At 62.7% G+C, this 20,915-nt stretch carries 19 protein-coding genes and 1 pseudogene; 4 read left to right on the forward strand and 16 right to left on the reverse strand.

What is annotated here, in order from left to right; all coding sequences use genetic code 11:
* Positions 1-46: 46 nt before the first annotated feature.
* The 9 genes from BX591_RS17400 to BX591_RS17440 form a co-directional block, all read right to left on the reverse strand.
* Complete coding sequence (locus tag BX591_RS17400; RefSeq protein ID WP_244146951.1) at positions 47-760, reverse strand: phosphoribosylanthranilate isomerase; 714 nt, start codon at positions 758-760, stop codon at positions 47-49.
* Complete coding sequence (gene truA, locus BX591_RS17405) at positions 757-1,569, reverse strand: tRNA pseudouridine(38-40) synthase TruA (RefSeq protein ID WP_111932620.1); 813 nt, start codon at positions 1,567-1,569, stop codon at positions 757-759. Before truA ends, BX591_RS17400 begins: the two co-directional genes overlap by 4 nt.
* Positions 1,566-4,238 (reverse strand): motility hub landmark protein FimV, encoded by a 2,673-nt coding sequence (locus BX591_RS17410; RefSeq protein WP_111932621.1) that lies wholly within the window; start codon positions 4,236-4,238, stop codon positions 1,566-1,568. Before BX591_RS17410 ends, truA begins: the two co-directional genes overlap by 4 nt.
* Positions 4,239-4,377: 139 nt before the next feature.
* Positions 4,378-5,499 carry an aspartate-semialdehyde dehydrogenase gene (gene asd, locus BX591_RS17415; RefSeq protein ID WP_111932622.1) on the reverse strand — a complete coding sequence of 374 codons (1,122 nt, stop codon included), beginning with the start codon at positions 5,497-5,499 and terminating at the stop codon, positions 4,378-4,380.
* A gap of 362 nt (positions 5,500-5,861) precedes the next feature.
* Positions 5,862-6,929: a 3-isopropylmalate dehydrogenase gene (gene leuB, locus BX591_RS17420; RefSeq protein WP_111932623.1), complete on the reverse strand. Its 1,068-nt coding sequence runs from the start codon at positions 6,927-6,929 to the stop codon at positions 5,862-5,864.
* Positions 6,930-6,972: 43 nt separating this feature from the next.
* Positions 6,973-7,626, reverse strand: coding sequence for a 3-isopropylmalate dehydratase small subunit (leuD, locus tag BX591_RS17425; protein ID WP_111932624.1), 654 nt, complete (start codon positions 7,624-7,626; stop codon positions 6,973-6,975).
* 86 nt (positions 7,627-7,712) lie between these two features.
* Positions 7,713-7,871: an entericidin A/B family lipoprotein gene (locus BX591_RS17430; protein ID WP_028196115.1), complete on the reverse strand. Its 159-nt coding sequence runs from the start codon at positions 7,869-7,871 to the stop codon at positions 7,713-7,715.
* A 5-nt stretch (positions 7,872-7,876) separates the two neighbouring features.
* Entirely contained in the window at positions 7,877-9,286 is a 1,410-nt protein-coding gene (gene leuC, locus BX591_RS17435; protein ID WP_105510456.1) for a 3-isopropylmalate dehydratase large subunit, read from the reverse strand.
* 176 nt (positions 9,287-9,462) lie between these two features.
* Entirely contained in the window at positions 9,463-10,713 is a 1,251-nt protein-coding gene (locus BX591_RS17440) for a DUF1479 domain-containing protein (RefSeq protein ID WP_111932625.1), read from the reverse strand.
* Between the two features lie 154 nt (positions 10,714-10,867).
* Between BX591_RS17440 and BX591_RS17445 the strand changes: the two genes are divergently transcribed.
* Entirely contained in the window at positions 10,868-11,929 is a 1,062-nt protein-coding gene (locus tag BX591_RS17445) for a helix-turn-helix domain-containing protein (protein ID WP_111932626.1), read from the forward strand.
* Between the two features lie 48 nt (positions 11,930-11,977).
* Here the strand turns inward: BX591_RS17445 and gltA are convergent, their stop codons facing one another.
* From gltA to BX591_RS17480, 7 genes are all read right to left on the reverse strand, one after another.
* Positions 11,978-13,279, reverse strand: coding sequence for a citrate synthase (gene gltA / locus BX591_RS17450; RefSeq protein WP_111932627.1), 1,302 nt, complete (start codon positions 13,277-13,279; stop codon positions 11,978-11,980).
* Positions 13,280-13,351: 72 nt separating this feature from the next.
* Entirely contained in the window at positions 13,352-13,627 is a 276-nt protein-coding gene (locus BX591_RS17455) for an FAD assembly factor SdhE (RefSeq protein WP_105510589.1), read from the reverse strand.
* A gap of 4 nt (positions 13,628-13,631) precedes the next feature.
* Positions 13,632-14,336 (reverse strand): succinate dehydrogenase iron-sulfur subunit, encoded by a 705-nt coding sequence (locus BX591_RS17460; RefSeq protein ID WP_111932628.1) that lies wholly within the window; start codon positions 14,334-14,336, stop codon positions 13,632-13,634.
* A 24-nt stretch (positions 14,337-14,360) separates the two neighbouring features.
* Positions 14,361-16,136, reverse strand: coding sequence for a succinate dehydrogenase flavoprotein subunit (sdhA, locus tag BX591_RS17465; RefSeq protein WP_111932629.1), 1,776 nt, complete (start codon positions 16,134-16,136; stop codon positions 14,361-14,363).
* A 4-nt stretch (positions 16,137-16,140) separates the two neighbouring features.
* On the reverse strand, positions 16,141-16,509 hold the full coding sequence (sdhD, locus tag BX591_RS17470; protein WP_111932630.1) for a succinate dehydrogenase, hydrophobic membrane anchor protein: 369 nt from the start codon (positions 16,507-16,509) through the stop codon (positions 16,141-16,143).
* A gap of 4 nt (positions 16,510-16,513) precedes the next feature.
* Positions 16,514-16,930, reverse strand: coding sequence for a succinate dehydrogenase, cytochrome b556 subunit (gene sdhC / locus BX591_RS17475; protein ID WP_111932631.1), 417 nt, complete (start codon positions 16,928-16,930; stop codon positions 16,514-16,516).
* Between the two features lie 156 nt (positions 16,931-17,086).
* Complete coding sequence (locus tag BX591_RS17480; RefSeq protein WP_111932632.1) at positions 17,087-17,887, reverse strand: GntR family transcriptional regulator; 801 nt, start codon at positions 17,885-17,887, stop codon at positions 17,087-17,089.
* 503 nt (positions 17,888-18,390) lie between these two features.
* Between BX591_RS17480 and BX591_RS17485 the strand changes: the two genes are divergently transcribed.
* From BX591_RS17485 to BX591_RS17495, 3 genes and pseudogenes are all read left to right on the forward strand, one after another.
* Positions 18,391-19,374, forward strand: a complete 984-nt coding sequence (locus tag BX591_RS17485) for a malate dehydrogenase (protein WP_111932633.1) — start codon at positions 18,391-18,393, stop codon at positions 19,372-19,374.
* A gap of 209 nt (positions 19,375-19,583) precedes the next feature.
* Positions 19,584-20,600 carry an HpcH/HpaI aldolase/citrate lyase family protein gene (locus tag BX591_RS17490; protein WP_111932634.1) on the forward strand — a complete coding sequence of 339 codons (1,017 nt, stop codon included), beginning with the start codon at positions 19,584-19,586 and terminating at the stop codon, positions 20,598-20,600.
* Between the two features lie 163 nt (positions 20,601-20,763).
* Positions 20,764-20,915 (forward strand): annotated as a pseudogene (locus BX591_RS17495) (2-methylcitrate synthase); the annotation flags it as partial.

Here is a 20,915-nt window from a genome sequence, read left to right on the forward strand (position 1 = left end):
TCAGTGTGGCCCGCAATTTTCGTAGGAGAAAACCGCGTGGCCGGAATCATTCGGCGTCCGCCGCGCGCACGGCGCGGACGAAAGCCGCCATCCGGGCGTGATCTTTCACGCCCCGGGCGCCCGCTATTTCGATGCCGCTCGAGACATCGACCGCGTACGGGCGCACGCGATGGATCGCATCACTGACGTTTTGCGCGTTCAACCCACCACTCAAAACGGCCCGACGCGCGAGCTCTGCTGGAATAAGTGACCAATCGAAAACCTTCCCGCCGCCGCCATAGCCTTCGACATGGGTGTCGAACAGAAGGCCGCTGGCTGCTGAATAGTTAAGCGCTGATTTTACCAAATCAGCCGGTTGAGTATCCGCTGCAACTCGCAAAGCGCGCAACCAAGGCAAACCCGCAACGCCGGCAAGCGTTTCGGACTGCGCCGCGGTCTCGTCGCCGTGGAACTGCAACAGCGTCAGCCCGACGTTGCTGACCACCTCGCGAATCCAGTCTGGCGTGGGGTTGACGAACAGGCCCACGACCGACACGAACGGCGGCACGTCGTGCACCAGGTCGACCGCTTGCGCGATGCTCACCGAGCGCGGGCTCGGCGGATAGAACACAAGACCGATCGCGTCGGCGCCGAGGTCGATCGCGTGGCTCACGTCTTCCGGTTTCGACAGGCCGCACAACTTGATGCGCGTGCGATGCGGCGCGGCGGTCTGCTGCGCGCCGGCTTGGGCTTCGGTGGCGAGGTTGTCGGTGCTGTTCATGATTCCGTTTGCTCGGTCCATACGGTACTCCACGGCACGCTGCCGGTGTGCGGCGCGGGCACCGCGAATTGCTCAGGATAGCCCACCTGCGCCAGATACAAGCCGTCCGGCATGAAGGTCGGCGCAGCGACGTCGCGGTCGCGGCTTGCCAGCACCTCGGCCATCCATTCGGCCGGATGACGGCCACGGCCGATATACACAAGGCAACCCATCAGGTTACGCACCATGTGATGCAGGAACGCGTTGGCCCGGAAGCGGAAGTGGACGAAATCGCCCTGCTGCCGGATGTCGATCTGATACAGGTGCTTGACCGGCGTTTTCGCCTGACATTGGGACGAACGGAACGCCGAAAAATCGTGCTCGCCGATCAGATGCGCCGCGCCGGCACGCATGGCGTCGACGTCGAGCGGCGTGTGAATCCAGCCGACGCGCGCCGCTAGCATCGGCGAGCGGACCGGATGGACGTAAAGCACGTAGTGATAGGTTCGTTCAAACGCGGCAAAACGTGCGTGAAACTCGTCCGGCATGGGCTTGGCCCACTGCACGGAGATGGTTTTCGGCAAGAACGCGTTCGTGCCGCGCACCCACGACACTTCCGTGCGGTCGAGTTCGGTATCGAAATGCGCGACCTGGCCGAGCCCATGCACACCCGTATCCGTGCGGCCGGCGACGGTGATATGCACGGGCGTCCGCGCGAATTCGCTCAACGCCCGTTCGAGTTCGTCCTGCACGGTATTGCCGTGCGGTTGCGACTGCCAGCCGCAAAACGCCGAGCCGTCGTACTGAACGCCTAAGGCAATCCGCTTCACGACAACGGCGCGAGCGTCGACAGCAACGCGCGGGCCTCGGTGCGCGTGGCGGGATCGTTCGCTTCGATCACTTCGTTGATGAGCGAGCGCGCGCCGGACAGATCGCCCAGATCGATGTACTCGGCGGCCAGATCGAGCTTGTTACGCGCGATGCGGGTGAGGTCCGCCGGCGTAAATGCCGGCAACGGCTGGGCCGGGCTCGGCGGCAACTCGAGGTCGAAGTCGAGCTTCAGCGCGCCGAAGCCGGCGGCGCCCAGGCCGCCCGCCGCGCCGAAGCCGGTCGCGCCAAGGCCTGCGACGGCCGCATGTCCCGCCGTGCCGGCGGTGATCTGGTCGGCGATATGCGGGACGTCGTCCGGGTCGTGCGGCGCGAGGGCTTGCTGCGCGGTCGTTTCCGGCGACGCAACCGGCTGCGTGGTCAGCGACGCGGGAGTACCCAGACTCTCGAACGGCGATTCGATGCGCGGCGGCAGCGGCATGTCGAGCGCGCTGAAGGCGTCGACGGCGTCGCGCGGGAATTCGGTCGGTGCGGTGAGGGTGTGCTGCGCTTGCGACAACGGTGTTGGCTCTGAGAAGGTCGATGCGCCGTCAGGCGTTGCGGCCTGGATCGGTTGGTGCAGTTCGTAGGACGGTTGATAGGTTGCTTCGTCGCGTGCCGGGTCCGGATGCGTCAGCGGCACGGGGGGTAACGTCGTGTCGGGGAGCGGATGCGCCGATGCGTCGGCGTACGGCTGGCCGAACGGTGTCGGCGTGTCGCGCGGCTCGACGGGTTGCTGGGTGAAGTCGATAGCCGGCGGCGGGACGTTCAGCGGGTTCTGGATTTCCGCGGCGGGTGCGCTCGGCGCGGGTTCGTCATCCCATTGCAGACGATGGGCCGGGGGTTCGTGCTGGAAAGATTCGTCGACCGGATCAAGCGGGGTGAGCGGGAGAGCTTCGGCGCCGAGCTCGGCGGCGGCGGCGAGGCTTGCGGCGGTGGTTGCGCCGTTGAGGCTGTCGCGTTCTGCGGCTCCGCGCTCTGCTGCCGCGCGCTCGGCAGAGGCTTGTTCTGATGCTGCGCGTTCTGCGGCTGCATGTTCGGCCGCCTCGCGTTCAGCCGCTGCTCGCTCTGCCGCTGCGTGCTCTGCCGCCGCGGCTCGCTGCGCAGCTAATTCCGCTGCCGCACGCTCCGCCTCGGCCTGTTCCTTCGCCACGCGCTCCGACTCAGCGCGCTCCACAGCAGCACTTTCCGCTGCCTTGCGCTCCGCGTCCCGCGCAGCCGCCTCGCGAATCTCCGCGTCACGCTCCGCAGCCTCGCGTTCAGCCTGTTCGCGCGCAGCCGCCGCGCCTTCCGCCGCTTCACGTTCGGCAGCGGCCAATGCGGCCGCATGCGACAGCGATACGTCGACGCTATCGTCAGATGTATCTCGCGCTGAACCCTGCTCGCGTGCCGATGCAACGTCGCGCGATTCATTAGCTTGCGCCGACGCCACTGTGTCGCCATCCGCTGCGCTGACCTCGGCCGCAGCGTTCGCATTGCGCTTACGTCGACGCATGCGCAGCGCCGCCAGCAAGACTACCAACGCCGCGCCGACTGCCGCCGCGATGCTCAAGCCGACCGGCGAAATACCGCCGTCATTCGACACGGCAGTCGCCGCGCCGCCATGCCCCGACACGGCTGCGGCGGACGACGCGCCCGCCGACGCCGCAGCGCCCGTCGAAGCAGCACGCGTCGCCGCCGGCGTACCGCCGATGCCGTGCTTCTGCAATTCCATCAGCACGCGATTTTTCAGCGCGAGCAGTTGCTGCAAGCTGGACACTTGCGCACGCGGCTGCGATGCCGCCTGCGCAGTCGCCGCCGCGCTAACGGCCGCCGACGCGGAAGCGCCCGCAGCGGACTCGCTAGCCGACGGCTGAATCGACCCCGACCACTCATGCGCGCCGCTGGCCGGCGCTGCCGTCTGCGAACCCGCCACCGGCGCGGATGCAACCGCGCCGCCTGCGGTTGTGGCGCCGCTACCCGGCGTCGCCGAACCGATCTCAGTGACCGCGCTGGCGGTCCCCGGCGTAGCCGGCGCCGCAGCGTGAGTCGCGGCACTGGCCGCGCTGGCCGCCGCAGCCGCTGCGGCATTGACCTGCGCCACAGCGCTTGAAGCGCCGGTCGCGGCAGCCGCACCTGTCACGGCCATGGTCCCAACCGGTGTAGAAGCAGCGGCCGCAGCGGGAGCGGAGGTCGAAGTCGAAGCCGAAGCCCCCGAAGCCGTAGCTGTAGCCGAAGCCGAAGCCGCCGAGGCCGCCAGCCCCCCCGACGCATCCAGCACCGGCACCGTCAGCACTGCCCCGAGGCGCATGCGGCTCGGATCGTGACTCATGAACGCGTTCGGGTTCGCATCGAACAACGCGCGGGACGCGCGTGCGAGCGTCGCCCGGTCGTGCGACTGCGTGACGGCGATCGCGACGTCGTTCAACGACTGGCCCGGCTTCACCGTGAATTGACCGCCGTTCGCATACGAAACGGACGCAGCATCGGGCGCGCTCGCGGCAGCGCCGGGCGCGGCAAGCGCGTTGCTCATACCGACGCCGGCCAGCGCGAACGTCACCGCGGCGACCGCGGCCGCAGTTGCCGTAGCCGGCAAGCGGCCTTTGCCCTGATGAATGAACATAGCCCGAAGGGATGAGAGTCGAAGGTTCATCGGGACCCCTGGCGCGTCAGCGCGCAGCCCTTTTTTGCGGTTGGAAAGAGACAAGATAATCGGAGCACACAATGAAAAAAGCGCCGCGCAAGCGCGACGCTTCTTGAGTTTTCTACGCGTCGTGAGCGCGTAGTTTACTTTACTTGTCGAGCACAATGCGAAGCATGCGACGCAGCGGTTCCGCCGCGCCCCACAGGAGTTGATCGCCGACCGTGAAAGCCGACAGATATTCGCCACCCATGGCGAGCTTGCGCACCCGGCCGACCGGCACCGTCAGCGTACCCGTGACCACCGCCGGGGACAGATCGCGCATCGAAGCTTCGCGCTCATTCGGCACGACCTTGACCCAGTCGTTACCCGACGCGAGGATGCTGTTCACTTCGTCCAGCGGCACGTCTTTGTTCAGCTTGATGGTCAACGCCTGCGAATGGCAGCGCATTGCGCCGATCCGCACACACAGGCCGTCTACCGGGATCGAGCCCTGCGTGCCCATGGCCGGCTTGCCGAGAATCTTGTTGGTTTCGGCGCCGCCCTTCCACTCTTCTTTCGACATGCCGTTGCCGAGATCCTTGTCGATCCACGGGATCAGCGAGCCGGCGAGCGGCACGCCGAAGTTGTCGGTCGGCATGCGGTCGCTGTTCATGGCCGCCAGCACGCGACGGTCGATATCCAGAATCGCCGACGATGGATCAGCCAGGTCTTCCTTCGCCGCACCGTACAGCGTGCCCATTTGCTGCAGCAATTCGCGCATGTTTTGCGCGCCCGCGCCCGAAGCGGCCTGATACGTCATGGCCGTCATCCAGTCGACGAGGTTTTCGCGGAACAGACCGCCCAGCGCCATCAGCATCAGGCTGACCGTGCAGTTGCCGCCGATGAAATTCTTCTGGCCTTTAACCAGCGCATTCTTGATCACGTCAAGATTGACCGGATCGAGAATGATGACCGCGTCGTCCTTCATGCGCAGCGACGAAGCCGCGTCGATCCAGTAGCCGTTCCAACCGGCCGCGCGCAGCTTCGGGAACACTTCGTTCGTGTAGTCGCCGCCCTGGCACGAGATGATCGCTTCGCACTTCTTCAGGTCTTCGATGCTTGTCGCATCTTTGAGCTTGGTCTCGTTTTTGGCGAACGACGGCGCGTTGCCGCCCGCGTTGCTGGTGCTGAAAAACACCGGTTCGATCAAGTCGAAATCGCCTTCCTGTTGCATACGTTGCATCAGGACGCTGCCGACCATACCGCGCCAACCTACGAGACCTACGTTCATGACTTCATACCCTTCGAATGGAAACTTCCCCGCATCTTTGCCCGCAGTGACCGCGCGGGGAAGATGAGCGGGCACGACGGACGATCAGCGTTTCGTGATCGTTTTCGGGGTAATCGTTTTGGTGATTGCTTTGGTGGTAATGGCGAGCTTAACCACACGGGCCGTTGTGCCGTGCAATGTCGAAATCGAGGAGATTTGAGCTACGTGTGCCATCGCTACAATATACACGAAAACCTGAATCCGGCGACGCTAAAGTCCGTCGCTATCGTCCGTATTACGCGCGAATCGGCCTGTTTCAAGGCCGATTCGCGTTTTAAAGGCCGCGTTTCAACGCGCCTGATCGCTGCTAAACCGCGCCCGCTTTACAGCGCCGCGACCACTGCGTCGCCCATCTCGACCGTGCCGACCTGCTTGCAACCCGGCGTCAGAATGTCGCCCGTGCGATAGCCCTGTTCGAGCACCTTCTTGACCGCGGATTCGATGCGATCCGCCTGCTCCGCCCTGTTCAGCGAATAGCGCAGCATCATGGCGGCCGACAGGATGGTTGCCAGCGGATTGGCCACGCCCTTGCCGGCGATGTCCGGCGCGGAACCGTGCGACGGCTCGTACAAGCCCTTGTTGTTCTTGTTGAGCGAGGCCGACGGCAGCATGCCGATCGAACCCGTGAGCATGGCCGCTTCGTCGGACAGGATGTCGCCGAACATGTTGCCGGTCACGACCACGTCGAACGCCTTCGGCGCCTTCACGAGTTGCATGGCCGCGTTGTCGACATACATGTGCGACAGCTCGACGTCCGCATATTCCTTCGAGACGTCGATCATCACGTCGCGCCAGAATTGCGACGTTTCCAGCACGTTCGCCTTGTCCACACTCGTCAGCTTTTTCTGACGCTTTTGCGCTGCCTGAAACGCGACGTGCGCGATGCGGCGCACTTCGGGTTCCGAATAACGCATGGTGTCGAAGCCTTCCTTCGCGCCTTCGAACAGACCATCCGGCGACGAACGCACGCCGCGCGGCGCGCCGAAATAGATGTCGCCGTTCAGCTCACGCACGATCAGGATGTCGAGGCCCGACACGATCTCTTCCTTCAACGACGAAGCGCCGGTGAGTTGCGGATAGCAGATCGCCGGACGGAAGTTCGCGAACAGTTGCAGGTGCTTGCGCAGACCCAGAATGGCCTGCTCCGGACGCAGCGCACGTTCGAGGCTGTCGTACTTCCAGTCGCCGACGGCGCCGAACAGGATCGCGTCGGCTTCTTTCGCCAGCGCCAGCGTCGAATCGGGCAGCGGGTGGCCCTTCGCTTCGTAGCCCGCGCCGCCAACCGGCGCTTCTTCGAGTTCGAACTTTTCGCCGAGTACGTTCAGGACCTTGACGGCCTCCTTGACGATTTCGGGACCGATGCCGTCGCCCGGCAAGACTGCGATCTTCATGCGAATTCCTTGAGGTTTGCTTCGAGAAAGTGGAACGCGTGCGTTAGCCGACAATGCGGTGATTCAGCCACGGCTGTTTCGTCAGGCGTTCCGCTTCGAACTGGCGGATTTTGTCCGCGTGGCGCAGCGTCAGGCCAATATCGTCGAACCCGTTCAGCAGGCAGTACTTGCGGAAGGCGGCGACTTCGAACGGATACGCGGTGCCGCCGTCTGCGGTGCGCACGACTTGCGCGTCAAGATCGACCGTCAGTTCGAAACCGTTGAACGCATAGGTCTCGTTGAACAGATGTTCGACCTGCTGCTCCGTCAGCACGATCGGCAGCACGCCGTTCTTGAAGCAGTTGTTGTAGAAAATATCGGCGAAGCTCGGCGCGATGATCGCGCGGAAACCGTATTGCTGCAGCGCCCACGGCGCATGCTCCCGCGAGCTGCCGCAGCCGAAGTTCTTGCGCGCCAGCAGCACCGAAGCGCCTTGATAACGCGGCTGATTCAGCACGAAATCCGGATTCAGCGGACGCTTCGAATTGTCCTGGCCCGGTTCGCCGTGATCGAGGTAACGCCATTCGTCGAACGCGTTCGGGCCGAAACCCGTGCGCTTGATCGACTTCAGGAATTGCTTCGGAATGATCGCGTCCGTGTCGACGTTCTCGCGATCGAGCGGCGCCACGACGCCGGTATGTACGATGAATTTATCCATGACGCTTGCGCCTGTTTCAAAAGCGGGCAATGCGCGCGACGGCTGGAATGCCGCTCGCCGCACTGCCTGCAACAATCAAAAACCGCTTATTTATCAGCGTGATTGCTGATCGAATTGCCGAGGTGTGACATGTCCTCGCCGAATCCGTGCACCGTGTTGCAGCCGGCCAGACCGAGCAATAGCCCAGCCAGGGTACCGAGCGCGAAGCGGCGCAATAGAGTGGTGCGATTCATGTTCTTCATCATGCGGTTTATCCAAGCTTGCGAATATCGACGAAATGCCCTTCGATGGCCGCAGCCGCAGCCATCGCCGGGCTGACCAGGTGGGTACGGCCACCGGCGCCCTGACGACCTTCAAAATTACGATTCGACGTGGACGCGCAACGCTCGCCCGGATCCAGCCGGTCGGCGTTCATGGCGAGGCACATCGAGCAACCGGGTTCACGCCATTCGAAACCGGCATCGGTAAAGACCTTGTCGAGGCCTTCGCGTTCCGCTTGCGCCTTCACCAGCCCCGAACCCGGTACGACCATGGCCAGGCGGATATTCGGTGCGACACGGCGGCCCAGCTTCTTGACGACGTAAGCCGCGGCGCGAATGTCTTCAATGCGCGCGTTGGTGCACGACCCGATAAAGATTTTATCCGGCTTGATCGATTCGATCGGCGCGTTCGGTTCGAGCGCCATGTATTTCAGCGCACGTTCCATTGCGTCGCGCTTGACCGGGTCTTTTTCGCGTTCCGGATCCGGCACGCGGCCGTCGACGGCCGTGACCATTTCGGGCGACGTGCCCCAGGTGACCTGCGGCACGATCTCGGCGGCGTTCAGCTCGACCACGCGGTCGAATTGCGCGCCGTCGTCGGACTTGAACTGCTTCCAGTATTCGACCGCGTGATCCCACTCGACACCTTCCGGCGAGAACGGACGGCCTTTCAGATACTCGACCGTGGTGCTATCTACCGCCACCATACCGGCGCGCGCGCCGGCTTCGATCGCCATGTTGCAGACCGTCATGCGGCCTTCCATGGACAGCGCGCGAATCGTCGAGCCGCCGAATTCGATCGCGTAACCGGTGCCGCCCGCGGTGCCGATCTTGCCGATGATCGCCAGCACGATGTCTTTCGCGGTGCAGCCGCGCGGCAGCGGACCTTCGACCTTCACGAGCATGTTCTTGCTCTTCTTCTGCAAGAGCGTTTGCGTGGCCAGCACGTGCTCGACTTCGGATGTGCCGATGCCGTGCGCGAGCGCACCGAACGCGCCGTGCGTGGACGTGTGCGAGTCGCCGCAGACGATCGTCATGCCCGGCAGCGTGGCGCCCTGTTCCGGCCCGATGATGTGCACGATGCCCTGACGCAGGTCGTTCATCTTGAACTGCGTGATGCCGTAGGCGTCGCAGTTTGTGTCCAGCGTGTCGACTTGCAGCTTCGAAACCGGATCGGCAATGCCGTGACTGCGGTCGGTAGTGGGCACGTTGTGGTCCGAGACCGCCAGATTCGCGCTGATGCGCCACACCGGACGCTCAGCCAGCTTCAGGCCTTCGAATGCCTGCGGGCTGGTCACTTCGTGCAGCAGATGACGGTCGATATAGAGAATCGTCGTACCGTCTTCTTCCGTGTGGATCACGTGCGTGTTCCACAATTTGTCGTAGAGAGTCTGTGCCATGGTGTATGCGGGATAGTAATGACTGCGGGCTGACTGTGTCGGTCGATTATGCCACGCAGCGTTCCGCTTTGGGCCGCACACCCACGGAGAAAACCGATAAAAAACAGGGAGTTGGGTGGTAGTGGCGATACCTGTATGGATGCCACCATGCAGCCGCGATCACGACCCGACGCGCTTCAGCGTTCGAGATCGAACCCGAGTTGCGCACGTCCCAGTGACGTCAGATCGCTCTGCTGAGCGCGTCCTGTGAAATCGGTTTCGAAGTGGTCGGCGGGGAAGTCCGGCGGGCTGTCGCCGCGCAAGAAGCTCGGCAATTGGCGCTTCAGATACGCCTCGTTTTTCGCGCACCACGGTGCGGACGCGATGTACATCACATTGCTATAGCCGCTGCCGCGATGCGTGTCTTCGACGGAATGCACGACATCGCTGTGCCAGAACACGGCGTCGCCGGGCTGCATGTGAGGGATCGGCACGACCGCCTCGAGCAGCAGGCGGTGCCATGCCGGCAGGATCGACAGCGCGCGAGCCGGTTGCGCGCCGCACAATTCGTCGTCGGGCACGTCGTCCTGTAACGCGCGCAGGACCACGTAGGCCATCGCGTTGGCGATCGGGATCAGTTGCAGCGTGCCGTCGCCGGGGCCTTGCGGCGTAAGCGCGGTCCAGCCTTGAAACGTGCGGAACATCGAGCACACGGCCGGCGACGCAATCTCCTGCACATCGGGGCGAAACGCGGCGTCGAAGGGATCGTAGGCGCGCCAGTTGCCCGACAGCACGTGCCGGTAGACCTTCTGGAAATTCGGATCGAGCCAGCGCTCGACGGAGCCGCCGTCGACATGCGGCGACAAACCCAGCGACTCCGATCCCGGCGGCCGACGGCGAATCCGGTCCGCGTAGACCGGCACACGTGCCGGGTCGAAGTGAGTCGCCCCCTCGCTCTCCGAGGCCCACAGGCGATTCAGAAACACCCGCGTGTTGGTCAGTGGCTCGGATTGCCGGGCGGCCGTTTGCGGCTTCGACCAATAGACGCCGTAGATCTGCGGCTTGCTGGACGACAAGTTGCCGAAGTACTTGTCTTCGGCCCGGTGCGCGAGCTTGCCGTCGAGATCGTTGCGCTCGACGTAACCGGCAATTTCGTCGTTCCAGTCGCTCGCCTGACGTGGATCGAAAACGCGGCGTACGACGCAGGCGCCGCGGGTCTTGATGCCGGCGATCGTGCGCGGGTCCACGTTGCCGGAAACGATCGACGCGTAGTCGAACACCGGAATCGCTTCGCGCCCCTGCGCGCGGTCGCGGCGAATCGCGTCGACCTGTTGACGAATCGCGCCTTCGACTTCGTCGAATACCTGTGCGTAGTTAGGCAACGCGGCGCGCAGCGCGCGTTTGGTGGCGCGAATCGCCTCTGGAAGGTTGTCGATGACGAACGGCATGGCGTGTCTCCTCAGCTCCGTGGATCGGTTTTGTGTGTCCTGACTCGCCACCAGATTAAGGACCTCGGAACATCCACGCGCATCCTATCCGGCCAATTATCGATACAATTTGGCCATTCACCGCCCTCTCTTGCTGACGGCCAGGTTGCGTCACATGAAACCTCAATACGAACGCGTCACCATTCCCGATGGCTGTTCCGTGCGCGTCTACCATCGCCAGCTCGCGCAGATTCCGTTCGAATGGCATCACCATCCGGAATACGAGCTCACGCTCACCCTGAACAGCCGCGGGCGGCGTTTTGTCGGCGATCATCGCGCGGAATATGACGGCGACGATCTCGTGCTCGTGCCGCCGGATATGCCGCATACGTGGGCCTCCATCGAGCCGATCGATCCGCGTGAGCCTCAAGTGGCGATCGTGGTCTGGTTCAGCGGCGATTGGGCGCGGCGTGTCGCCGATTGCTGCCCGGAATTCGCCGCGTTGCGCACGCTGCTCAGGCGCGCCGCGCCGGGATTGCGGTTCGCGGGCGAAGCCACTGCGCTGATGCGCGACCGGCTGGCTGCGTTGCTGGACGAATCGCCGCGCGTGCGGTTAGGCGCGGTGCTGGAAGTGCTGGCGTTTTTGTCCGAGTTGTCCGGCGCTGAGTCGGCGCCACTGGCGTCGCCTGCGGTTTATCGCCAAAGGGGGCCACGCACGGGGATAGCCGGCGCGAACGCGCCGAAGAAGGTGACGCGAGAAGTCGCGGCCTCAGGCAGCGGCACGCCAATGCTCACGGCGGCGGCAGGCGGTAGCGCATCGGAGGCGGAGCGCCTGAACCGTGTGCTCGATCTGCTGGATCGGCGCTTTCACGAACCGTTGCGGATCGCCGAGCTCTGCGACGTGGCAAATCTGTCGGAACGTTCGCTGCACCGGTATTTTGTCCGGCATGTAGGGGAAAGCGTCGGGCGCTACCTGACCCGGTTACGCATCGGTTATGCCGCACGGCAATTGACCGACACCGGCTGGCCGATCGCGCTGATTGCGACCAGAGCCGGCTTCGCCAGCCTCGCCCATTTCAATCGACAATTTCTTGCAGCGCACGGCGTGACGCCGCGTGCGTACCGGCGTTTTTTCGACACTCACGGGCGCACGCCGACAGAAGGTGTCCCCGCATCGGCCAGGCTCGACACACGTCCCACTTCGTTGGAACGATCAGGACCACGGTCGCAGCAATAAAAAAGCCCCGGCAATTGCCGGGGCTTCGATCCTGCTAAAACCAGTCGATCAGCGTTGCGCGATCGGTTTGGCTTCGCGTTGCGTATCGCCGACGAACAGTTGGCGCGGACGGCCAATCTTCTGTTCCGGATCGGCGATCATTTCGTTCCACTGCGCAATCCAGCCCACCGTACGTGCCATCGCGAAGATACACGTGAACATGGACGTCGGGATGCCCAGCGCGCGCTGCACGATACCCGAATAGAAGTCGACGTTCGGGTACAGCTTGCGCGACACGAAGTATTCGTCTTCCAGCGCGATCTTTTCCAGCGCCATGGCCAGCTTGAACAGCGGGTCGTCGTGCAGACCCAGCTCTTCCAGCACTTCGTGGCAGGTTTCGCGCATCAGCTTCGCACGCGGGTCGTAGTTCTTGTAGACGCGGTGACCGAAGCCCATCAGCTTCACGCCGGAGTTCTTGTCCTTCACCTGCTTGATGAACTCAGGGATGTTGTCGACCGAGCCGATTTCCTCGAGCATGTTCAGCGCAGCTTCGTTCGCACCGCCGTGCGCCGGGCCCCACAAACACGCGATACCGGCCGCGATACACGCGAACGGGTTCGCGCCCGACGAACCGGCGAGACGCACGGTCGACGTCGACGCATTCTGTTCGTGATCCGCGTGCAGGATCAGGATACGGTCGAGTGCGCGCACCAGCACGTCGTTGACCTTGTATTCTTCACACGGGTTCGAGAACATCATGTGCATGAAGTTCGCGCTGTACGACAGGTCGTTCTTCGGGTACGCAAACGGCTGACCGATGCTGTACTTGTACGCCATGGCGACCAGCGTGGGCAGCTTCGCAATCATGCGAATAGCCGACACTTCACGATGACGCGGATTGTTGATGTCGAGCGAATCGTGATAGAACGCCGACAGCGCGCCGACAGCCGCGACCAGAATGGCCATCGGGTGTGCGTCGCGACGGAAGCCACGGAAGAAGAAGTGCATCTGTTCGTGCACCATCGTGTGCTTCGTGACGGTATTCACGAACTCTTCTTTCTGCTGCGCGTTCGGCAATTCGCCTTTCAGCAGCAGATAGCAGGATTCGAGGAAGTCCGCATTTTGCGCGAGGTTGTCGATCGGGTAACCGCGGTACAGCAGCTCGCCCTTGTCGCCGTCGATGTAGGTGATCGCCGAATTGCAAGCCGCCGTCGACATGAAGCCCGGGTCGTACGTGAACTTGCCGGTCTGGCCGTACAGTTTGCGGATGTCGATCACGTCCGGGCCGAGAGTGCCCTTATAAATCGGCATTTCAACGCTCGGCGAATTGTCGCTGAACGATAGCGTGGCTTTAACATCTGACGGGGTCATAGCACATCCTCAATCGAAGTATGGAAACAGGGTTTCGATAATTGCACGCCTGGAACAACGGACTAGCGGCGCTCAAGCGTTGCGCAGCAGCTCCAGCACCCGGATCACATCCGGGTCCGCGAGGTCGCCTTCCGGTTCCTTGCGGGCCAGCAGCAAGTCCATCAGGTCGTTATCGCTCAGCTCGAGCAGGCGCGTAAGAGCGCCCACGTCGGCATCGCTGAGGTCATGCTCATATCGGCCGAAAAAACGTTCAAAGATCAGATCGTTTTCCAGCAGGCCGCGCCGCGCGCGCCAGCGAAGGCGCGCGCGGCGAAGAGGGTCGGACTGATGCGATGTTTCTGGGTTCATCATCCTAGACAGCGCGACGCACCATCAATTCCTTGATCTTGCCAATCGCCTTGGTCGGGTTCAGGCCCTTCGGGCACACGTCGACGCAATTCATGATGGTATGGCAACGGAACAGACGGTACGGATCTTCCAGGTTGTCGAGGCGCTCACCCGTTGCTTCGTCGCGGCTGTCCGCGATGAAACGGTAGGCTTGCAACAGGCCAGCCGGGCCGACGAACTTGTCCGGATTCCACCAGAAGCTCGGGCACGACGTCGAGCAGCTCGCGCACAGAATACATTCGTACAGGCCGTCGAGCTCGTCGCGCTCTTCCGGCGACTGCAGACGTTCCTTTTCCGGCGGCGGCGTGTCGTTGATCAGGTACGGCTTGATCGAGTGGTACTGGTTGAAGAACTGCGTGAAGTCGCAGATCAGGTCGCGCACCACCGGCAGACCCGGCAGCGGACGCAGCACGATCTTTTGCGGCAGATCGTTCAGGTTCGTCAAACAGGCCAGGCCGTTCTTGCCGTTGATGTTCATTGCGTCCGAACCGCACACGCCCTCACGGCACGAACGGCGGAACGACAGCGTTTCGTCGATAGCCTTCAGCTTGACGAGCGCGTCGAGCAGCATGCGTTCGTGCGAGTCGATTTCGATCTCGTACGATTGCATGCGCGGCGCTGCGTCCTTGTCCGGGTCGTAGCGATAAATTTCAAATGTACGCTTTGCCATTTCTGAATTCCTTTAGCCTGTGCCTTAGAAGGTCCGCGCTTTCGGCGGAACCGATTCGACTGTGAGCGGTTGCATGTGAACCGGCTTGTAGTCGAGGCGATCGCCTTCGCTGAACCACAGCGTATGACGCAGCCAGTTTTCGTCGTCACGATGTTCGAAGTCGTTCTGCGCGTGCGCGCCACGGCTTTCCTTGCGTGCGTCGGCGGAAACCATCGTGGCGCGGGCCACTTCAATCAGGTTCGCCACTTCCAGCGCTTCGACGCGCGCCGTGTTGAACACCTTCGACTTGTCCTTCAAATGGATGTTGTCGACGCGTTCCGCCACTTCGCGAATGCGCTCCACACCTTCCGACAGCAGCGCCGACGTACGGAACACGCCAGCGTGCTTCTGCATCGTGCCACGAATGTCGTTCGCGACCGATTGCGCGTACTCACCCGACGACGAGCTATCGAGCTTCGCCAGACGCGACAGCGCGAAATCGGCTGCGTCGGCCGGCAACGGCTTGTGCTCCTTGATTTCCTTCACGTGCTTGACGATGTGGTTGCCGGCCGCACGGCCGAACACCACCAGGTCGAGCAGCGAATTCGTGCCGAGACGGTTCGCACCGTGCACCGACACGCACGAGCATTCGCCCACGGCGTAGAAACCGTTGACCGGATCTTCCGCGCCCTTCGACGTACCCACGACCTGGCCGTGAATATTCGTAGGAATGCCACCCATCTGATAGTGGATGGTCGGCACGACCGGGATCGGCTCTTTAATACAATCGACGTTCGCGAACTTCATGGCGATTTCGCGGATCGACGGCAGACGCTTCATGATCGTCTCGGCGCCAATGTGCGACAGGTCGAGCAGCACGTGGTCCTTGTTCGGACCCACGCCACGGCCTTCCTTGATTTCCTGGTCCATCGAACGCGACACGAAGTCGCGCGGCGCCAGATCCTTCAAGGTCGGCGCGTAGCGTTCCATGAAACGCTCGCCATTCGAATTACGCAGAATGCCGCCTTCGCCGCGCACGCCTTCGGTAATCAGCACGCCCGCGCCGGCCACGCCGGTCGGGTGGAATTGCCAGAATTCCATGTCTTGCAGTGCGATGCCCGAACGCGCGGCCATGCCCAGGCCGTCACCGGTGTTGATGAACGCGTTCGTGGACGCCGCGAAGATCCGGCCCGCGCCACCCGTAGCGAACAGCGTGGTCTTGCCTTCGAGAATGTAGACGTCGCCGGTTTCCATTTCCAGCGCGGTCACGCCGAGCACGTCGCCGTCGGCGTCGCGGATCAGATCCAGCGCCATCCATTCGACGAAGAACTGCGTCTTGGCCTCGACGTTCTTCTGATACAGCGTGTGCAGCAGCGCGTGACCGGTACGGTCCGCCGCCGCGCAAGCGCGTTGCACCGGCTTTTCGCCGTAGTTCGCGGTGTGGCCGCCGAACGGGCGTTGATAAATCGTGCCGTCGGCGTTACGGTCGAACGGCATGCCGAAGTGTTCGAGTTCGTAGACGGCGTTCGGTGCTTCACGGCACATGAACTCGATCGCGTCCTGGTCGCCGAGCCAGTCGGAACCCTTGATCGTGTCGTAGAAGTGATAGTGCCAGTTGTCTTCGCTCATGTTGCCGAGCGAAGCGCCGATGCCGCCTTGAGCAGCAACCGTGTGCGAACGCGTGGGGAACACTTTGGACAGTACGCAGACCGACAGACCGGCGCGCGCGAGTTGCAGCGAAGCGCGCATTCCCGAGCCGCCAGCACCGACGATAACCACGTCGAAACGGCGACGCGGCAGAGAATTCTTGATTGCAGCCATTCTTTTACACTCTCCAGAGAATCTGCGCAGCGTAGCCCGCACACGCGAGCAGCCAGACGATCGTCAGCGCTTGAAGCAGCAGGCGCGTGCCAACGGGCTTCACATAGTCCATCCAGATGTCGCGGATACCGACCCACGCGTGATAGAACAGCGAGAGCAGCGTGACAAACGTGGCGAGCTTCATCCATTGCGTCGCGAAGATCGACGCCCAGCCGTCGTACGAGAAATCGCGCGCGCCGAAGAACCAGGCGAGCAGGATGACCGTGTAGACCGCCATGATGGCGGCGGTGATGCGTTGCGCGAGCCAGTCGCGCAGACCGTAATGCGCGCCGACGACGAGACGCTTCGGACCAATTCGGTTATGACTTGCCATTTTTTTAGAATGCTCCGAAAAGTTTGAGCGCGAAGACAATCGTCAGCAGCGACGAAACGACCAGGACGACGATGGAAGTTTGCTTGCCCTTCTCTTTGGTCGTGAGGCCGTGGCTCGTGTCCATGATCAGGTGACGTACACCCGCGCAGAAGTGGAACAGGAAGGCCCACGCGAGAACGAGCGTGATGAGCTTGACGATGATGTTGGAGAGGAAGCCCTTGAAAACGTCGAAACTGAGCTCGGACGTCAGGCTCTGATCAAAGAGGTACAGCAGGAACGGAAGAAAAACAAAAAGCAGACCACCGCTCACGCGGTGCAAGATCGATACTCGCCCCGCTAGTGGTAGACGGTATGCCGTCAAAATCTGCCCGATACCGATGTTCCGGAATTCCGGCCTCGGTTTTTTTACGGCTTCAGCCATGCTAGACCCCTACTATGTAGTCACACTAATCCGCAATTTTAGCGCCTTTTTATATCGCGCTGCAGCGAAAACCACGACCGGTCCGTTACAGCACACGCGATGAAGACACCTTTAAACAGGCGCGGGTGTGGGACACCGCGCCTTTTTCCAGCCTGTTCAGCTTAGATCGTTCTGATAGTAATACCCGGTTGTGACATACCAACCACGGCGCACCTCAACCGGCCGGTCACCATATGTATAGGACACGCGCTCGACCGATAACAGCGGAAAACCTGCCGGCACATTCAGCAGGTCGGCCACGGCGGGCTCCGCCGCCACCGCACGGATCTTCTCCGTGGCGCGGATCATGCGGGTGCCGAATTCCGTCTCGAACATGGCGTAGAGGGGACCTTTATACTCCGACAGCCGTTCGAGCGTCAGGCCGCGAAACACCGCACCGGGCAGCCAGATTTCGTCGAGCACGGTGACTTCGCCGTCGAACTGCAGCAAGCGCTTGATCAACACCACCGGATCGGCGGGCTTGAGATCGAGTTGCCGCGCGATGTCCGCGGAAGCGCGCAAGCGCCGGCACTCCAGCAGGCGGCTGACGTGCGGATGCTCCGCGCCGTCATCGGCCAGTAATCTGAGGAAGCGAAACTGGGCGCGGTCTTCGTTGTGCGTTGCAACAAACGTGCCCTTGCCCTGGCGGCGGACCAACAGGTTGTCGGCGGCAAGTTCGTCGATCGCTTTGCGCACCGTACCCTGACTGACCTTGTATCTGGCCGCCAATTCGACTTCACTAGGAATGATCTCGCCCGGCTTCCATTCGCCGCTTTCCAGGCTCTGCGTAATCAAGCCCTTGATCTGCTGATACAAGGGGCTGAAAGTCGGCGACGTGGCGGGAACAGCAGCGGGTACACCTTCGCCCGCGGCCGCCTGGCCGTTCGGATTCGTTGTGTTCGCCGGGTTCGAATTCATGCGCGCATTTCATCATAAAGGCCTAGGCCGCGTCTAGGGATTTCCCCGCAACAGATATGTCTTATATAAGACATAAGATAATGTTGACTTTGTGTCTGACGACTCCTACACTCCCTGTCGAGCAAGGGTTTGCGGGTTTTTTGGAGGCTGCTGAAGGCAGCGCCGCGACGCACCGGCGGCCACTCTGCACCATGCTGTTCCCTCGCAGTTCAGGTTTCGATCCGCCCGCCATTCGTTGGTCAGACGCTTGCCGAAACGCGCTGTTTGCAGGAGCCCGCACCGTGCAGCGGCTACTCGGCGCCTCGTCATTCCGCTCCCCGCTCGGTGTTACAGAGTCAGGTTTCCGGCATGGCGGTCTTGTCGCAGCGCGCCACCCGGCCTCGTCACGATTACGGGGTCGTCCGCGAAGAGTGAATTCCGCCGTGTTTCACAACGCTTCGCTGAACGCCCATATAGAATGGCGTTTTCCCTAGCGTCTAACGCATCGTCCTGGAGATTTCTCAATGGCTAAGCCCGCAAAGCGCGTTGCCGTCACCGGCGCCGCAGGTCAAATCGCTTACTCCCTGCTGTTCCGCATCGCCAATGGCGACCTGCTCGGCAAGGACCAACCGGTTGTCCTGCAACTGCTCGACCTGCCGCAAGCGCAAGGCGCCGTCAAAGGCGTCGTGATGGAACTGGATGATTGCGCATTCCCGCTGCTGTCGGGCGTCGTGATCACGGACGACCCGAAGGTCGCGTTCAAAGATGCAGACGTGGCCCTGCTGGTCGGCGCCCGCCCGCGTTCGAAAGGCATGGAGCGTAAAGACCTGCTGTCGGCTAACGCTGAAATCTTCACGGTTCAGGGCAAGGCGCTGAACGAAGTCGCGAGCCGCGACGTGAAGGTGCTGGTGGTCGGCAACCCGGCCAACACGAACGCCTACATCGCCATGAAGTCGGCACCGGATCTGCCGAAGAAGAACTTCACCGCCATGCTGCGCCTGGACCACAACCGCGCGCTGTCGCAACTGGCCGCCAAGTCGGGCAAGCCGGTCGCGTCGATCGAAAAGCTGGCCGTGTGGGGCAACCACTCGCCGACCATGTACCCGGATTTCCGCGTTGCAACGGCCGAAGGTCAAGACCTGACCAAGCTGATCAACGACGAAGAATGGAACCGCAACACGTTCATCCCGACCGTCGGCAAGCGCGGCGCAGCGATCATCGAAGCGCGCGGCCTGTCGTCGGCAGCGTCGGCGGCTAACGCTGCGATCGACCACGTGCGTGACTGGGTGCTCGGCACGAACGGCAAGTGGGTCACCATGGGTATCCCGTCGGACGGTTCGTACGGCATTCCGGAAGACATCATCTACGGTGTGCCGGTTACGTGCGAAAACGGCGAATACAAGCGTGTGGAAGGCCTGGAAATCGACGCGTTCTCGCGCGAGAAGATGGACGGCACGCTGAACGAACTGCTGGAAGAGCGCGAAGGCGTTCAACACCTGCTCGGCTAAGCGCCCATGCAGATCAGCCGGAACTCCTCCGTAGTCACACCGCGGCGGGTTCCGGTTTTTTACGTGCGAATGACCATGCCGACACGGCGGTTCGCACCTGATTCGAACGCGTTTTGCGTTGCGGCTTCACGGCAAGACACGCCGCACAGCCGGCAGAGCGCGTCCGAATCAGCTTTCTCTCAACATTTCCCACGCTCCTGACGCCGAAGATGCGCGCCCTCACACCCGCCGAAGTGCTGTTTGACGGCGAAGTGCCGCCCGCTGTGCTGCCTGCCTGCGATCACTACGCCGGCAGCGAAAAGCTGATGCTGAAATCGCTCGCGTTGCAGCAGCAACTCGGGCCGGTGTTCGATATCACGCTCGACTGCGAAGACGGCGCCCAGGTGGGCCGCGAGGCGGAACACGCGGAGTTGGTCGCGTCGCTGCTGGGCAGCGAGCATGACCGCTTCGGCCGCGTCGGCGTACGGATTCACGACTTCGATCACGCGCACTGGCGCGACGACGTCCGTCTCATTCTGCGGGCCGCGAAGCGAGCGCCTGCTTACATCACGCTGCCCAAGATCCGCCATGTCGCCGACGCCGCCGAAATGGTCGCGTATATCGAGGCGATGCGCCGCGAGCTGGGCATTGCGCAACCGGTGCCGGTGCAACTGCTGGTCGAGACCCACGGCGCGCTCGCGCGTGTGTTCGATCTGGCCGCGCTGCCGGGCGTCGAAGCCCTGAGCTTCGGCCTCATGGACTTCGTCTCCGCGCACAACGGCGCGATTCCCGATACCGCGATGCGCTCGCCCGGTCAGTTCGATCATCCGCTGGTGCGGCGTGCCAAGCTGGAAATCTCCGCCGCGTGTCACGCGCACGGCAAGGTGCCGTCGCATAACGTCAGCACGGAAGTGCGCGACATGAGCGTGGTGGCGAACGACGCCACGCGCGCGCGCAACGAATTCGGCTACACGCGTATGTGGAGCATCCATCCGGCGCAGATCGAGGCGATCGTCGCCGCGTTCGCCCCGCGCGACGAGGAAATCGCCACGGCCACCGAGATCCTGCTGGCCGCGCAGTCCGCCCAGTGGGGACCAACGCGCCATCACGACACGCTGCACGATCGCGCCAGCTACCGTTACTACTGGTCGGTGCTGCGCCGTGCGCGAGCCACGGGTCGCGCGATCGCGCAAGACGCCGCGCCGCTCTTCGTGGAAGTGGGCGCTAACGGGCACGCCGCATCGTGAGCGTGGTGCGCCGTCATGTCGTCGGCCTCGCGTCGCTGAACGGCGCCGGCACGCGCCGGCGCCGGGCAATCGGCATGCGAGATCAGATCGGACAGCAAGCAGCACACATCGAACACGCGGTTCAACCTGAAGCAACGAGCAGGCAAAAAGGAGATTGCGGAAGATGAGCGAGACCACGCAAAGCGCCGGTGTACAAGGTAGCGAAGAACCCAAAAGCGGCTTCAAACCGAAGAAATCCGTGGCGCTGTCGGGCGTGACGGCGGGCAATACCGCCCTGTGCACGGTCGGCAAGACCGGCAACGATCTGCATTACCG

The sequence above is a fragment of the Paraburkholderia bryophila genome, assembly GCF_003269035.1.
GTDB classification, from domain to species: Bacteria; Pseudomonadota; Gammaproteobacteria; order Burkholderiales; family Burkholderiaceae; genus Paraburkholderia; species Paraburkholderia bryophila.

Bases quoted from the DNA above. Each gene is read 5' to 3' on its own strand.
- sdhA (WP_111932629.1), bottom strand. From the start codon at position 16,136: ATGGCTGCAATCAAGAATTCTCTGCCGCGTCGCCGTTTCGACGTGGTT.
- gltA (WP_111932627.1), bottom strand. From the start codon at position 13,279: ATGACCCCGTCAGATGTTAAAGCCACGCTATCGTTCAGCGACAATTCG.
- leuB (WP_111932623.1), bottom strand. From the start codon at position 6,929: ATGAAGATCGCAGTCTTGCCGGGCGACGGCATCGGTCCCGAAATCGTC.
- sdhC (WP_111932631.1), bottom strand. From the start codon at position 16,930: ATGGCTGAAGCCGTAAAAAAACCGAGGCCGGAATTCCGGAACATCGGT.
- BX591_RS17485 (WP_111932633.1), top strand. From the start codon at position 18,391: ATGGCTAAGCCCGCAAAGCGCGTTGCCGTCACCGGCGCCGCAGGTCAA.
- BX591_RS17430 (WP_028196115.1), bottom strand. From the start codon at position 7,871: ATGATGAAGAACATGAATCGCACCACTCTATTGCGCCGCTTCGCGCTC.
- leuC (WP_105510456.1), bottom strand. From the start codon at position 9,286: ATGGCACAGACTCTCTACGACAAATTGTGGAACACGCACGTGATCCAC.
- leuD (WP_111932624.1), bottom strand. From the start codon at position 7,626: ATGGATAAATTCATCGTACATACCGGCGTCGTGGCGCCGCTCGATCGC.
- BX591_RS17440 (WP_111932625.1), bottom strand. From the start codon at position 10,713: ATGCCGTTCGTCATCGACAACCTTCCAGAGGCGATTCGCGCCACCAAA.
- BX591_RS17445 (WP_111932626.1), top strand. From the start codon at position 10,868: ATGAAACCTCAATACGAACGCGTCACCATTCCCGATGGCTGTTCCGTG.
- asd (WP_111932622.1), bottom strand. From the start codon at position 5,499: ATGAACGTAGGTCTCGTAGGTTGGCGCGGTATGGTCGGCAGCGTCCTG.
- BX591_RS17490 (WP_111932634.1), top strand. From the start codon at position 19,584: ATGCGCGCCCTCACACCCGCCGAAGTGCTGTTTGACGGCGAAGTGCCG.
- BX591_RS17480 (WP_111932632.1), bottom strand. From the start codon at position 17,887: ATGAATTCGAACCCGGCGAACACAACGAATCCGAACGGCCAGGCGGCC.
- BX591_RS17460 (WP_111932628.1), bottom strand. From the start codon at position 14,336: ATGGCAAAGCGTACATTTGAAATTTATCGCTACGACCCGGACAAGGAC.
- BX591_RS17455 (WP_105510589.1), bottom strand. From the start codon at position 13,627: ATGAACCCAGAAACATCGCATCAGTCCGACCCTCTTCGCCGCGCGCGC.
- BX591_RS17400 (WP_244146951.1), bottom strand. From the start codon at position 760: ATGAACAGCACCGACAACCTCGCCACCGAAGCCCAAGCCGGCGCGCAG.
- BX591_RS17410 (WP_111932621.1), bottom strand. From the start codon at position 4,238: ATGAACCTTCGACTCTCATCCCTTCGGGCTATGTTCATTCATCAGGGC.
- sdhD (WP_111932630.1), bottom strand. From the start codon at position 16,509: ATGGCAAGTCATAACCGAATTGGTCCGAAGCGTCTCGTCGTCGGCGCG.